This window comes from Leucobacter sp. 7(1) (assembly GCF_900163635.1).
In the GTDB taxonomy this organism is placed as follows: domain Bacteria; phylum Actinomycetota; class Actinomycetes; order Actinomycetales; family Microbacteriaceae; genus Leucobacter.
Genome location: NZ_FUID01000007.1, coordinates 1 through 13,340 on the forward strand (window position 1 = coordinate 1; position 13,340 = coordinate 13,340).

Consider the following 13,340-nt stretch of genomic DNA (forward strand, 5'->3'; position numbering starts at 1 on the left):
GTGGGGAAGATGCTGGTGGGGAGCGCTCTGCGCCTAGCTTTCGGCGGGGGCCGTGTCGACCGCGGCAAAATAGCGGCTGCCGACGCCGTAGCAGAAGCTGCGCTCCGTACCGGGCGCTGCGGGCGGCAGTTCGCTGGCCTCGTGCGCATCACAGGCGAGCACCGTGAACTCAGGCCACCACTTCTTCGGTCGAGTGCGTTCCTCGATCCCGCACAGGGCGCAGCGCAGGGTGGCCCACACCGCACGCTTGCCGGTGCGGTTCGCCCGCGACTGGGCGAGCCAGGCGGGCGGGTTCGTGTCGAGCTCCACGACCTCGGCTTCGGTCAGCTGGGAGGGCAGACCGTGGCGCTTCGCCATATCGATGGGAATATCGAGGCGGATCGCGGCTTCATAGCGTGAGGGCATCCTTCCAGCCTACGCGGTGTGCGGCGTGCGCGCCGCCAGTGCGCTGCTTCAGCAGTGTCGCTCAGGCGAACAGCGCCCACACCACCGCCACCATCGGCATCAGGATCACGAAGGCGATGGGGAAGGCAAGCACGCTGAGGATCGGCCACACCACGGGACGCACCCGTCGTGTAAGTCCGAGGATGCCCACGACCGTTGCGGCTCCGAGGCATGCGATCGCGGCGGCCTGGCAGAGCGTCGCCGCCACAAACGAGACAGTCTGTGTCGGCGAGGCAGGGGCCGCCTCGCCGCCAATCGTCCACCCAGCGAGCGCCAAGGTGTTCAACGCAACGCCCCAGATGAGGAGTGTGAACCCGCGTGCGCGACCGGACTTCGGGGTCTCAACTGTGCCTGCGGTCATTGGTGCAGCTTACCCTGGCTCAAGCATGTGCACGCAGAAGTTCAGGCCGCCACAGTGGCAGCAGCGGGAGTTACGGCGCGGCGACCGGGTATAAACTGAGGCGTCCGAAAATCAGGTTCATGCAGGGGAATGCTTCGTGTCTACCGCTCCAGAGTCATCGACAATCGAGTCTGCTGTTCAGGCACCCAAGCTGTGGTGGGTGCGGCATCTTGCCGTGCCCCTGGCGGTGCTGCAACTCGCCACAATCGGTGCCGAAATCGTCACTTCGTTCGCGTTTCGACCCCAATACAACTGGGTCACGAACACGATCAGCGAACTCGGTGTCGGCGGATGCACAACAGAGTTTGATCCTCGCAAGGGCGTGGAGGCTTGCTCTCCGCTTGCGGACGTGATGAACGGGGCGATGATCTTCTCAGGCATCTGCCTCATCCTGCTGGCACTTCTCCTTCGAAGTTCCCGGGGTTTCACGAAGGTCCCGGGCGTGCTTTGGTGTGCCGCGGGTGCGGGCAGCATCGCCACGGGGTGTGTGTCTCTGGACACCTCGCCGGTGCTCCACCAGATCGTATCGATGCCGCTGTTCTTCGGTGGGCCACTCGCAATCCTCATCGGCGCGTGTCAATTCGACGGGGTCATGCGGAAGATCGGCACCGCGCTCGGTGGCATCACGCTCGTCCTGGGAATCATCTTCAGCACCACCGACTGGGTGTACGGATCTGGCGGCATTGTCGAGCGACTGGTGATCTGGCCGGCCCTCGGATGGGTGCTTGTTGTGGCGGTGCTGGCCAGGACACAGGCTGTCGAGAAGGACGCCTGAGACGGGAGCTTCGACGAAACAGCAGGATCTGGGCCGAGCCACCGACGCGAAGGGCAGGAGCGAAAAATCGCTCCTGCCCTTTCCCTGTATAACGTGCGCAAGAAGGGACTTGAACCCTCACGTCCGAAGACACTGGAACCTAAATCCAGCGCGTCTGCCAATTCCGCCACTCGCGCGTGGGTGCCGCACACGTGCGGCACCGGTCTAGCCTACCGGGAGTTTAGCGCTCCACGATCTCGGCCCCGTCGGGAAGGGTCGCTCCCGCGGGCAGGCGCACAGTCACAAATCCGGAGTCCGCGATGCCGGGGGCCGCATGCGCGGCGGGTCCCGAAGCAGGTGCGGCCGCGGGAGCCGGTGCAGATACCGGGGCCGTCAGCTGTGCCTCGATCGCGCCAGCGGTAACCTCGTCACGCTGCACAGCCGGGTGATGCTGCGACATACGGTCGATCCAGGCGAGTGCGAGCGCGGAGATGATGAAGGCCAGGTGGATCACGACCTCCCACATCACGCCCTCGGACGAGTAGATGACCTTTCCATTGGCGCCCATCACGAGTCCGTCTTCCATCCGGCCCACTTCGATGAAGGTCTTCAGGAGGTGGATGGAGGAGATCGAGATGATCGACACCGCGAGCTTGACCTTGAGCAGGTTGGTGTTGACATGCGAGAGCCACTCGGGCTCGTCGTGGTGGCCCTCGACGCGGATCTTCGACACGAAGGTCTCGTAGCCGCCGATGATCACCATGATGAGCAGGTTCGCGATCATCACGATGTCGATGAGGGCAAGCACGCTCAGCATCACGTCGGTCTCAGTGATCTTGCCACTGATGATCACGTTCTCGAACAGGTGCCACAGCTCAACGAAGAACAGCACAACGTAGACGCCCTGAGCGATGATGAGCCCCAGGTACAGCGGTGCCTGCAGCCAGCGGCTTGCAAAAATAAACGCGGCCAGCGTCCGCGATGCGGCGCCGGGCCCGCGGTCGGTGCTGCGTTGGATCGGCGGCATCGATCGATCGTTCACGTGTGGTCTCCCCGGGGTCTCTGAAAATCAGAGTCACATGCTATCTCAAGCTGAACGAACTGTCGCTGGAAACCGGTATAGTTACTCCTTGCGAAGGGGAGTATCCCGCCTCGCTCGAGTCGTCAGTACGCTGCGCGCTGATCGCGTGGCCGGTTCGAGTGCGAAGTATTCCGTCAGGGGTGGTTCGGGGAGAGACTTTCGGTCTTTTGCGCACCCTGCGCTCACCGAAGGAGAAGTTCCCAACTGTGACAACTGTTCTGCCGTTCTGGTTTGAAGTCGGATCAATGATCGTGCTTGTCGCGATCCTGATCGTCGACCTGCTCCTGATCATTCGCCGACCCCACGTCCCCTCGATGCGCGAGGCGAGCCTATGGGTAGGTTTCTATGTGGTCCTCGCCCTCGTGTTCGCGGGAGCGATCTACCTCCTGGGTGATGCGCAACACGCCACCGAGTTCGTGGCGGGCTGGCTCACCGAATACAGTCTCTCGATCGACAACCTGTTTGTATTCGTGCTGATCCTCGCCGCGTTTAAGGTGCCTACGGCCTACCAGCAGCGCGCCCTCATGATCGGTATCGTGCTGGCACTCATCTTCCGAGGGGTGTTTATCCTCGTGGGTGCCGCAATCATCGAGCGTTTCATCGCCGTGTTCTTCATCTTCGGCGCGTGGCTGATCTGGACCGCCTGGCAGCAGGTGAAGCCGGGGGGTCATGGCGACCAGGGCGACAGCTGGTTGATCCGCCAGGTCAAGAAGGTCATGCCGTTCAGTGATGAATACGACGGTGGCAAGCTCCGCACAACAGTCGATGGTAAGCGCATGTTTACGCCGTACCTGCTCGTGCTGATCTCGCTCGGCGCAACGGATCTGCTGTTTGCGCTTGACTCGATCCCGGCAATCTTCGGCATTACGCAGAGCCCGTTTATCGTGTTCACCGCAAACGTATTTGCGCTCATGGGTCTGCGCCAGCTCTACTTCTTGTTGGGCGGCCTGCTGGAGCGCCTGCCCTACCTCAAGTACGGCATCGCCGCGATCCTCGCGTTCATTGGTGTGAAGCTGATCCTGCACGCGCTGCACGAAAACGAGCTGCCATTTATCAACGGTGGCGAGCACGTTCCGGTCCCCGAAATCAGCACGGGTATGTCGCTCCTCTTCATCGTGATCGCGATGGCGGTTGCGACGATCGCGAGCCTCGTGGCAGCGAACCGCGAGGCCAAGGCGAGTGGCGAGAAGCTGCACCTCGGCGCGGCCGAAGTCGACGAACACGGGCAGTCGAAGCACTAGTTTCACCCTCGGATGCCCGTCCGCGACTGGCAGGAACCGCACCTCCGCCGCAGTTCTGTGGCGGAGGTGCGGTTCGTTCAGCCGCCCGAATGATAGACTGACGCTATGCGTTTGCGGCGGCTCCTTCTTCCCAGCCGCGACGGGATCTAGCCACTCGGCCACCCGTCGCGGAGTTTCCGCATGGCCGATCACCGCGCACACCCGCCGGAATAATTCTGGCCGCGCAGTGCTTGTAGAGCAGTGAGACCGAGAAGAGAAGCAGACATGAGCGATCAGAACGCGTCGGGGACCGACACGAGTGCGGCGAAGCAGCCGCGCACCCTTGCCGAGAAGCTGTGGGACGACCACGTCGTCGTCAAGGGCGAGAACGGCGAGCCGGATCTCATTTACATTGACCTCCACCTGATCCACGAGGTGACAAGCCCGCAGGCCTTCGACGGCCTGCGCGCCGCCGACAGGCCGCTGCGCCGCGTCGACCTGATGATCGCCACCGAGGACCACAACACGCCGACGCTGAACATCACGCGGCAGATCGAGGACCCGACGAGCCGCCTGCAGATCCAAACGCTGCGCGACAACGTCAAGGACTTCGGGGTTCGTGCCCACCCGCTCGGCGACAAAGAGCAGGGCATCGTGCACGTGATGGGTCCGCAGCTGGGCCTGACGATGCCCGGCATCACCGTGGTCTGTGGCGACAGCCACACCTCGACGCACGGCGCGTTTGGCGCGCTTGCCTTTGGTATCGGCACCAGCGAGGTCGAGCACGTCATGGCGACGCAGACGCTCCCGCTGAAGCCGTTCAAGACAATGGCGATCACCGTCGAGGGCGAGCTGCGCCCCGGCGTGACCGCGAAGGACATCATCCTCGCCGTGATCGCGAAGATCGGCACGGGCGGTGGCCAGGGCTACGTCTTGGAGTACCGCGGATCCGCGATCCGTGGCCTCTCGATGGACGGCCGCATGACGATCTGCAACATGTCGATTGAGGCTGGCGCGCGCGCCGGCATGGTCGCGCCGGATCAGATCACGTTCGACTATGTGCAGGGCCGCGAGCACGCCCCGCAGGGTGCCGACTGGGACGCTGCGGTTGAGTATTGGAAGACGCTGCCCACTGATGAGGGCGCGGTGTTCGACGCCGAAGTGTTCATTGATGCGAACGAGCTCGAGCCGTTTGTGACCTGGGGTACGAACCCCGGGCAGGGCGTGTTGCTGAGTGAGAATGTGCCGGATCCGGCGCAGATTGCTGATCCGAACGAGCGCGCCGCCGCCGAGCGTGCGCTCGAGTACATGGACCTCACCGCGGGCACGCCGATGAAGGAAATCCCCGTCGACGCGGTATTCATGGGCTCCTGCACCAACAGTCGCCTCGACGATCTGCGCACCTTTGCCGACATGATCAAGGGCAAGCGGAAGGCCGACGGGGTTCGGCTGATGGTTGTCCCCGGCTCCGCGCGAGTGCGTCTCGAAGCCGAGGCCGAGGGAATCGACAAGATCGTCCAAGACTTTGGGGGCGAGTGGCGCTTCGCGGGCTGCTCCATGTGTCTGGGAATGAACCCCGATCAGCTGGAGCCGGGGGAGCGTTGCGCGTCAACCTCGAACCGTAACTTTGAGGGCCGGCAGGGGAAGGGCGGTCGCACGCACCTCGTTTCCCCGCTGGTGGCTGCGGCCACCGCAATCCGGGGTACCCTGTCGAGCCCGTGGGATCTGCAGGAAGACGCCACGAACGGCATCACGCATGACGCGAACGAGAAGGTGGAGGCGTAAACACCATGGAGAAGTTCACCACCATCACGGGTGTCGCTGCGCCGCTGAAGCGCTCGAACGTTGACACCGACCAGATCATCCCCGCTGTCTTCCTGAAGCGGGTGACAAAGACAGGCTTTGACGACGCTCTGTTCTACCACTGGCGTCAGGATGAAGACTTTGTCCTCAACCAGCCCCCCTACGCGGGAGTATCCGTCCTCGTTGCCGGCCCCGACTTTGGCACCGGCTCCTCGCGTGAGCATGCTGTGTGGGCGCTGCGCGACTATGGCTTCAAGGTCGTCATTTCGCCGCGCTTCGCGGACATCTTCCGCGGGAACTCGGGCAAGCAGGGCCTCCTTGCCGCCCAGGTCGAGGAGAGCGATGTTGAACGCCTGTGGGCGGCGATGGACGCGACCCCGGGAGTGGAACTGACTGTCAGTCTCGAAGCCCGCGAAATTTCCGTGGGGGACCTGACGGTTCCCTTCCAGATCGATGATTACACCCGCTGGCGGCTGATGGAGGGCCTCGACGATATTTCGTTGACGCTCCGGAACGAGGAGGCGATCTCGGCATTCGAGGCTCGTCGCCCCGCATGGATGCCCACCACAACGCCGCTGGCACAGACCGCTTAGAGTTCGGAGACACCGAGTGACCGATGCAGTGAACACCCCCGATAACGCGGCGGAACTCCCTGAGGAGGCGGCGCAGCGCGCCGCCGACGCGGAAGCCGCTGAGGGGCGCAAGATCGACGCGCAGAAGGCCGGCGCCCGCGTTGGCCTCACCTCCGATGAGATCATCATCAACGGCGGGCGTCCGCTGCAGGGTCGTATCGAGGTGCGCGGCGCGAAGAACCTCGCCACCAAAGCGATGGTTGCGGCCTTGCTCGGCAAGTCTCAGAGCGTGCTCCGCAACGTCCCGAACATCTCAGATGTTCGGGTCGTTGCGGGCTTGCTCGCACTGCACGGCGTCCTTATCACCCGCGGCGAAGAGCCCGGCGAGTGGCGCCTGGACCCCTCGAACGTCGAGATGGCACACAAGGCCGACATTGACGCGCACGCGGGTTCCTCGCGTATCCCGATCCTGTTCTGCGGCCCGCTGCTGCACCGCCTCGGTGAGGCGTTCATTCCGGACCTCGGCGGTTGCCGGATCGGCGATCGCCCGATCGACTTCCACCTGGACGCGCTGCGCGAGTTCGGTGCGGTCATCGAGAAGCTTCCCAGCGGTATCAGCCTGACGGCCCCGAACGGGTTGAAGGGCGCGAACATCGAGCTGCCCTACCCCTCCGTAGGCGCGACCGAGCAGGTGCTGCTCACCGCAGTCCTCGCGGAGGGCCAGACGGAGCTGCGCAACGCGGCTATTGAGCCCGAGATTATGGACCTCATCTGCATCCTGCAGAAGATGGGCGCGATCATCTCGATGGAACCCAACCGGGTCATCTTCATCGAGGGCGTCGAGGAGCTGCGCGGCTACAACCACCGCGCAATTGCGGACCGCAATGAGGCAGCCAGCTGGGCCGCCGCGGCGCTCGCAACCAAGGGTGATGTCTTCGTTGGCGGGATCGAGCAGGAAGAGATGATGACCTTCCTCAACGTCTTCCGCAAGGTCGGCGGCGACTTCGACATTCTCGACGACGGTATTCGCTTCTACCACCCCGGTGGCGAGCTCAAGCCTGTGACAATCGAAACCGATGTGCACCCCGGCTTCATGACGGACTGGCAGCAGCCGCTCGTTGTCGCGCTGACGCAGGCGCAGGGCGTGTCCACCATCCACGAGACTGTGTACGAGAACCGGTTCGGATTCACGGACGCGTTGAACCAGATGGGTGCGAACATCGTCGTGCATAAGAACGGTCTTGCCGACGAGAGCCGTCGCGTGAAGCGGCGCGAGTTCGAACAGGCTGCCGTCATTACGGGACCGACCCCGCTCACGGGCGCCGATATTGAGGTGCCGGATCTGCGTGGCGGCTTTAGCCACCTGATCGCGGCGCTGACTGCTGAGGGACAGTCGAAGGTCTCGAACCTGGGAATCATCTCCCGTGGCTACGAGAACTTCATCGAGAAGCTGCACCTGCTCGGTGCCGATTTCGTCTACGAGAGCTAGGCTGTCGGGAATCCATCGCACGATCTGCGGGGAATCGGGTCGGCATTCCGTGTCGCGCCCGTGAGTCCGGGATAATGTGAAACATGATTGACACGGTGAAGCTCCGCTTCCGTTCCTCCGCGGAGAAACGGCGGCCGTCGATGTTTTGGATCCTCGCGGGCCTGATTCTGCCGATCTGGTCACTGATGGTGCGCTACCGCTACACGCCGCAGTCGAAGCTGCCCCAGACGGGCCCATTCATTGTGGCCCCCAACCACTACAGTGAGATCGACCCGATCGCGGTCGGTGCCGCCGTGTGGCACCTGGGGCGGCTGCCGCGGTTCATGGCGAAGGCCAGCCTCTTCAAGGTTCCCGTGTTCGGGTCGCTGCTGCGCTCCACAGGGCAGATCCCGGTGGATCGCGTGGGTGCGGTCCGGCCCGGGGCCGAGACAGGGAATCCGATCGGTGCTGCTGCAGAGGTCATTGCGAACGACGCCGGCGTGATTGTCTACCCCGAGGGCACGCTGACTCGAGACCCGGAGCTGTGGCCGATGCGCGGCAAGACCGGGGCGATCCGGCTCGCGCTTGAGTCCGGGATCCCCGTGATCCCGGTCGCCCACTGGGGGACTCAAGAGCTGATGCCGCGCTATGGCAAGCGCATCCACCCGTTCCCGCGGAAAACGATCCACGTGTCCGTGGGGGAGCCGCTCGACCTCAGCAAATACGCGGGCAAGCACATTGACCAGCGCACGGTGACGGCGGCGACGACGGAGCTGATGGACGCGATTACGGCGCTTCTTGAAGAGTTGCGTGGTGAGAAGGCCCCGGCCGAGCGCTGGGATCCGAGTAAACACCAGCAGAGTGAGACGGGACGCTTTTGAGTACGAATTCCATTCCCGTGGTCCGTGGGAACGGCTCCCGCAACCGCGGCCGTAAGGTTGCGGTCATTGGGGCGGGGAGCTGGGGAACCACCTTCGCGAAGATCCTGACTGACGCGGGCTGTGACGTGACGATCTGGGCCAGGCGACCAGAACAAGCGCAGGAAATCCAGGTCGCCCGTCGCAACACCCAGTACCTTCCGGGAATCAACCTCCCCAAGGGACTGAAGGCGACAAGCGAGCTCGCGACAGCGCTGCGTGGCGCGCGCACTGTGTTCCTCGCGGTGCCGAGCCAGACGCTGCGGCAAAATCTGCTCGACATTGAGCCGTACCTCGACCCGCGTAGCGTACTCGTGAGCTTGGTCAAGGGTGTCGAACGCACGACGACGATGCGGATGTCCGAGGTGATCGCGGACACGCTCGATCTCCCGCCAGAACGGATCGGGGCCATCTCGGGTCCAAACATTGCGCTCGAGATCGCGAAGGAGCAGCCCACTGGAGCTGTGGCTTCCTGCGCGGATTTTGCTGTCGCGCAGGAGATAGCAACGGCCGCCTCGGCCCCGTACTTCCGCACCTACGTGAGCACCGATGTGATCGGAACAGAACTCGGCGGAGTGCTGAAGAACCTGATCGCCCTCGCGATCGGCATCGTCGATGGCGTCGGCTATGGCGAGAACACCAAAGCCGCGATCATCACCCGCGGGCTTGCCGAGATGACCGAGTTCTCGGTAGCCTCGGGCGCCGACGCCGCAACGCTGTCCGGGCTGGCGGGGCTCGGCGACCTGATCGCGACCTGCCAGTCACCGCTCTCTCGCAACAACACAGCCGGTCGCTTGATCGGCCAGGGGTACTCACAGGAGGAGACCCGAGAGCAAATGCAGCAGGTGGCTGAGGGCATCACCTCGGTGCCGCCTGTCCTGGAACTTGCGCGCGAGCGGGGCATTGTGATGCCCATCGTGGAGCAGGTCCAGATGGTGCTGAGCGGCACGATGGCACCTGCCCACCTGGGCCCGCACCTGGCGACAGAGGACGACGTGCCCCGCCCGGAGCAGCCGCTCGACGCGCCCACACCCGGTCGCTGGCGCCGACTGATCGACCGAATGAAGGGAAGCTCGGCGTGAGTGAGCACAAGACCACACGAGAGACCGCAGCAACGGGCCCGGTCGATACTGGTCCCATTCAGCGAGCCGGATCGGCACCACGCACCGTCGTGATCCTGTTCGGCGGCCGCTCCAGCGAGCACGGCATTAGCTGCGTCACAGCGGCGGGTGTACTCCGCGCAATCGACCGCAGCATGTTCAACGTCATCCTGGTGGGCATGACCCCGCAGGGGGCCACGGTGCTGATGCGTGAGGACGATCTGGCTGACTACCGCCTCGAGGCCGGCGCGCTGCCCGAGGTGCGCGACAACGGTACACGCGTGTTGTGGCCCGCATCCACGCAGACGCAGACTCTCACGGTGATCGAGCAGTCTGGCACCCTCCGGAGCCTCGGACACGTCGACGCGGTGCTGCCGATGCTGCACGGACCCTACGGCGAAGACGGCACGGTGCAGGGCATGCTCGACCTGGTGGATATGCCGTACGTCGGCAGCGGGGTCCTCGGATCCGCCCTCTGCATGGACAAGCACATGGTGAAGACCGTGCTCGCTGACGCGGGCATCGCCGTGGCGCCGTGGCGTACGGTGACCCAGGAACAGGTCGCCGCCGATCCGTATCTCGTTGAGCGCCTTGACGCGGGCCTCAGCTATCCGCTGTTCGTGAAGCCTGCTCGTGCAGGATCAAGCGTGGGTGTGAGCCGGGTGACCGAGGCCGCGCAGATTCCCGCCGCGCTTGAGACCGCGTTTGCCGAGGACCGCACGGTGCTCATCGAGTCCGGCGTGACGGGGCGAGAGGTCGAGATCGCGGTTCTCGAGGGGCACGGCGAGCAGCCCACCCGGACAAGCACGGTGATCGGCGAGATCGTGTTCTCGGGTCGCGAGTTCTACGATTTTGAGGCCAAGTATCTCGGTGCCGCCGGTGTCGACCTGGCGCTGCCCGCCGATGTCACCGAGGCGGAATATGCGGCGATCCGCGACGCCGCCGTGCGCGCGTTCGAGGTGACGCAGTGCGCGGGCCACTCCCGCATTGATTTCTTCTTGACCTCGGACGGCCCCGTGCTGAACGAAATCAACACGCTCCCGGGATTCACCCCCATCTCAATGTACCCGCGGCTCTGGGAAGAGTCCGGGATGAGCTACACGAACCTCATCACGGAACTTATCGAGCTCGCGATCGAGAAACGACCCGCGTACTAGGTGGAACGCCGAAGGGCCCGGTGCAGCGTGATATCTCGCTGCACCGGGCCCTTCGGCGATTCGGCTACTTCTGTTTGGTGATGTCGAGGGTGTCGGACAGGCTCGTGCACTGCCGCGTCTGCGGCAGCTGCTTGACGACGGCACCCAGATCCACGGTCACCTCAGTGCCGCTGACCTGCTCGCTGTCCACAAAAACGGCGAGTCCGGGGGAGCGGCCGTACGCCTCGAAACGGTAGATCGGCGCGTTTGAGCGGTCGATCACCCAGTCGACTCCGTTGACGTTCACGCAGTCATCCGTGGTGGGGCCTGTCGGCTCCACGCCGCACACAAGCTGTACCGCGGCCTGTTCGCCCCAGGCGCCCGTGCCCTGGGCGTTTGTCGAACGCTTCTTCTGCTCGGCGACAGTGTCGGGGAGGCGGACGATCACGTCCGCGCACGCGGGATTGTTCGAGTCGTCGGCCGAGGTCATAGGGACTTGGCCGGCGCAACCAGTCAACGTTGCCGCGATCCCGGCGACCGCGATCGCGGCAACAACGGTGCGTACAGGGCGGCGGGACATCACGTGCGAACTCACCCCCTCAGCCTAGCTGGGGTAGTTTGGGAGGATGGTGCTGAGCGTCGGAGAACTGGGTGAGCGCGGCGTGTTGGGGCGGGTGCTCGCGCAGCTCGACCCCGCAGATGCGGCGGTGCTCGGGCCGGGCGACGATTGTGCGGTTGTCCGGGTTCGCGGTGATCTCGTGGTCACCACGGACACGATGATCGAAGGCCCAGACTTTCGGGCCGCCTGGCACTCAGGCTTTGACCTCGGTTGGAAGCTCGCGGCGACGAATCTCTCAGATGTGGCCGCGATGGGAGCACAGCCAACCGCGCTGACGCTTGCGCTCGCCGTGCCGCGCGACACCCCGGTCTCCCTACTGGAGGAAATCGCCCGCGGGATGAACGCGGCAACGCGAGAGCTGGCACCCGGGTGCGGTGTTGTGGGTGGGGACCTGGGGACGGCCCCGGTCATCACCGCGGCTGTGACTGCGCTCGGGGAGATGGCGGGGCAAGAACCGGTCACCCGTGCCGGTGCGCGGGCCGGGGACACTGTGGCGTACGCCGGGGAACTGGGCCTCGCCGGCATGGGACTGTCTCTACTCTTCGCCGAGGCGGCGGATCCGGCTGGCGTGGCGCACTCGCGAACCTTGCCCGCGCTCCGCGGTACCCATCCGGAGATCCTCGCCGCTCAGCTCGCCCCGACGCCTCCGATCGGGCTCGGCGTGGGTGCTGCGCGGGCGGGCGCCACAGCGATGATGGACGTGTCAGATTCGCTCTCCATCGATGCGGATCGCCTGGCGCGGGCCAGTGGTGTCACGCTCGACCTGGACACGGCGTTGCTGAGTGAGGGCTTCGGCGTGCAGCGCGGCGTCACGGTCCCGGTGTCCGCGATGCTCACTGGGGGTGAGGATCACGGGCTGCTCGCCACGTTCCCTGCAGCCGTCGCGCTGCCGTCGGGATTCCTGCCCGTCGGGTGCGTCGTCGCTCCCTCTGCCGAGGCACCGCTCACTCTCGATGGCACGGCGCTCACGCCCTCCGGGTGGGACCCCTACGTGGTGCGGTGGCCCGGGGCGTAGCGACGCGCCGCCACTCTTCGCTGAGCTGTATCGCCGGCACTCCGGGGCCGTATTTCGCTACGCAGCCTCCCGGCTCGGCCGAGAGCCCGCGGACGATCTCACGAGCGACGTGTTCCTCGTCGCGTTCGACCGCCGGGACCGATACGACACGAGCGTGCCGAGCGCCCTGCCGTGGCTGCTGGGGATCGCGACTCGTCTGATTCGGCGGCACCGACGCGATTGATCCTCGGCGGGCTCGCCGCGGCAGAGGCACCGCTCGACGAACCAATGCAGCGCTATCGCGATGCGCCCCGGGAGCCGGAGGCACTGCTCGATTACGCGTCCGCCGATATTGGGGCGCACGAGGACACGCTGAATGCGGCGCTCTTCGAGTGGTTGTTGCCGCTGGTTGCGGACTCCAGTCATCCGCCCGAGCTTCGCGCGGCAGCCTTCGAGGTGCTGGGGCAGCTAGCCGCACCAGAGGGCTCGGAGATCACTATGAAACGGCTGGACGACGAGCGCAGCGTGATCTCGTTCCCGTTTTTCACCGACTCGACCATGGAGCTCGTGTTCTCAGCATCCGGCGATCTCCTGGAGTACCGCACTGTCGTTTCCGAAGTCTCCCCGTGGCTGATCGCCGCGCCCCCAGGCACGGTGATCTCCTCCATGACGCCCCGGATCTCGGTGGTGGATGCCGTCCCTTCCGCTGACTAGGTGCCGGGCGGCTGCCGCGACGGCGCCGAGGAGACGCAAATTGGGGTCACGCGCACGGCGGTTTCAGGTGGTGAGTGCAACACCTGCCCTATCTCTAGCAGGAAGCCCTCACCACTGA

At 64.8% G+C, this 13,340-nt stretch carries 15 protein-coding genes and 1 tRNA gene; 11 read left to right on the forward strand and 5 right to left on the reverse strand.

The genetic code is table 11. The features are described 5' to 3' along the window. Positions 1-33: 33 nt before the first annotated feature. Complete coding sequence (locus FM113_RS01965; RefSeq protein ID WP_087010954.1) at positions 34-405, reverse strand: hypothetical protein; 372 nt, start codon at positions 403-405, stop codon at positions 34-36. Positions 406-466: 61 nt separating this feature from the next. Beyond that, complete coding sequence (locus FM113_RS01970) at positions 467-805, reverse strand: hypothetical protein (protein ID WP_087010956.1); 339 nt, start codon at positions 803-805, stop codon at positions 467-469. A gap of 136 nt (positions 806-941) precedes the next feature. Between FM113_RS01970 and FM113_RS01975 the strand changes: the two genes are divergently transcribed. Next, complete coding sequence (locus tag FM113_RS01975) at positions 942-1,619, forward strand: DUF998 domain-containing protein (protein ID WP_087010958.1); 678 nt, start codon at positions 942-944, stop codon at positions 1,617-1,619. Positions 1,620-1,713: 94 nt separating this feature from the next. Here FM113_RS01975 and FM113_RS01980 read toward each other — a convergent pair. Continuing rightward, positions 1,714-1,795, reverse strand: a tRNA-Leu gene (locus FM113_RS01980). A 44-nt stretch (positions 1,796-1,839) separates the two neighbouring features. Next, complete coding sequence (locus tag FM113_RS01985; RefSeq protein WP_254908821.1) at positions 1,840-2,640, reverse strand: TIGR00645 family protein; 801 nt, start codon at positions 2,638-2,640, stop codon at positions 1,840-1,842. A 245-nt stretch (positions 2,641-2,885) separates the two neighbouring features. Here FM113_RS01985 and FM113_RS01990 point away from each other — a divergent pair, with 245 nt between their 5' ends. The 7 genes from FM113_RS01990 (at position 2,886) to FM113_RS02020 (ending at position 10,916) form a co-directional block, all read left to right on the forward strand. Next, positions 2,886-3,920, forward strand: coding sequence for a TerC family protein (locus tag FM113_RS01990; RefSeq protein WP_087010961.1), 1,035 nt, complete (start codon positions 2,886-2,888; stop codon positions 3,918-3,920). 264 nt (positions 3,921-4,184) lie between these two features. After that, positions 4,185-5,684 carry a 3-isopropylmalate dehydratase large subunit gene (gene leuC, locus FM113_RS01995; protein WP_087010963.1) on the forward strand — a complete coding sequence of 500 codons (1,500 nt, stop codon included), beginning with the start codon at positions 4,185-4,187 and terminating at the stop codon, positions 5,682-5,684. Positions 5,685-5,689: 5 nt separating this feature from the next. Then, positions 5,690-6,295: a 3-isopropylmalate dehydratase small subunit gene (leuD, locus tag FM113_RS02000; protein WP_087010965.1), complete on the forward strand. Its 606-nt coding sequence runs from the start codon at positions 5,690-5,692 to the stop codon at positions 6,293-6,295. Between the two features lie 112 nt (positions 6,296-6,407). Further along, complete coding sequence (gene murA, locus FM113_RS02005; protein WP_087010979.1) at positions 6,408-7,763, forward strand: UDP-N-acetylglucosamine 1-carboxyvinyltransferase; 1,356 nt, start codon at positions 6,408-6,410, stop codon at positions 7,761-7,763. A gap of 83 nt (positions 7,764-7,846) precedes the next feature. Then, positions 7,847-8,623 (forward strand): 1-acyl-sn-glycerol-3-phosphate acyltransferase, encoded by a 777-nt coding sequence (locus FM113_RS02010; protein ID WP_176387046.1) that lies wholly within the window; start codon positions 7,847-7,849, stop codon positions 8,621-8,623. Continuing rightward, entirely contained in the window at positions 8,620-9,741 is a 1,122-nt protein-coding gene (locus FM113_RS02015) for an NAD(P)H-dependent glycerol-3-phosphate dehydrogenase (RefSeq protein ID WP_087010968.1), read from the forward strand. Before FM113_RS02010 ends, FM113_RS02015 begins: the two co-directional genes overlap by 4 nt. A gap of 56 nt (positions 9,742-9,797) precedes the next feature. Further along, positions 9,798-10,916 carry a D-alanine--D-alanine ligase family protein gene (locus FM113_RS02020; RefSeq protein WP_087010983.1) on the forward strand — a complete coding sequence of 373 codons (1,119 nt, stop codon included), beginning with the start codon at positions 9,798-9,800 and terminating at the stop codon, positions 10,914-10,916. Positions 10,917-10,980: 64 nt separating this feature from the next. On the opposite strand, the gene FM113_RS02025 is transcribed toward FM113_RS02020, so the two are convergent. Next, positions 10,981-11,490, reverse strand: coding sequence for a DUF3515 family protein (locus FM113_RS02025; protein WP_254908822.1), 510 nt, complete (start codon positions 11,488-11,490; stop codon positions 10,981-10,983). A gap of 31 nt (positions 11,491-11,521) precedes the next feature. On the opposite strand from FM113_RS02025, the gene thiL reads away from it, so the two are divergent. From thiL to FM113_RS02040, 3 genes are read left to right on the forward strand one after another with little or no spacing between them, the layout of a single operon-like run. Further along, positions 11,522-12,529, forward strand: a complete 1,008-nt coding sequence (gene thiL / locus FM113_RS02030; RefSeq protein WP_087010972.1) for a thiamine-phosphate kinase — start codon at positions 11,522-11,524, stop codon at positions 12,527-12,529. Beyond that, entirely contained in the window at positions 12,468-12,752 is a 285-nt protein-coding gene (locus FM113_RS02035; RefSeq protein WP_087010974.1) for an RNA polymerase sigma factor, read from the forward strand. The genes thiL and FM113_RS02035 overlap by 62 nt, the downstream gene beginning before the upstream one ends. Further along, on the forward strand, positions 12,701-13,222 hold the full coding sequence (locus FM113_RS02040) for a hypothetical protein (RefSeq protein ID WP_140393263.1): 522 nt from the start codon (positions 12,701-12,703) through the stop codon (positions 13,220-13,222). Before FM113_RS02035 ends, FM113_RS02040 begins: the two co-directional genes overlap by 52 nt. The last annotated feature ends 118 nt before the right edge of the window (positions 13,223-13,340 follow it).

Excerpts from the sequence above, each read along its gene's own strand:
- FM113_RS01970 (WP_087010956.1), bottom strand. The coding sequence starts at position 805 with ATGACCGCAGGCACAGTTGAGACCCCGAAGTCCGGTCGCGCACGCGGG.
- leuC (WP_087010963.1), top strand. The coding sequence starts at position 4,185 with ATGAGCGATCAGAACGCGTCGGGGACCGACACGAGTGCGGCGAAGCAG.
- FM113_RS02035 (WP_087010974.1), top strand. The coding sequence starts at position 12,468 with ATGGCACGGCGCTCACGCCCTCCGGGTGGGACCCCTACGTGGTGCGGT.
- FM113_RS02010 (WP_176387046.1), top strand. The coding sequence starts at position 7,847 with ATGATTGACACGGTGAAGCTCCGCTTCCGTTCCTCCGCGGAGAAACGG.
- FM113_RS01965 (WP_087010954.1), bottom strand. The coding sequence starts at position 405 with ATGCCCTCACGCTATGAAGCCGCGATCCGCCTCGATATTCCCATCGAT.
- thiL (WP_087010972.1), top strand. The coding sequence starts at position 11,522 with ATGGTGCTGAGCGTCGGAGAACTGGGTGAGCGCGGCGTGTTGGGGCGG.
- leuD (WP_087010965.1), top strand. The coding sequence starts at position 5,690 with ATGGAGAAGTTCACCACCATCACGGGTGTCGCTGCGCCGCTGAAGCGC.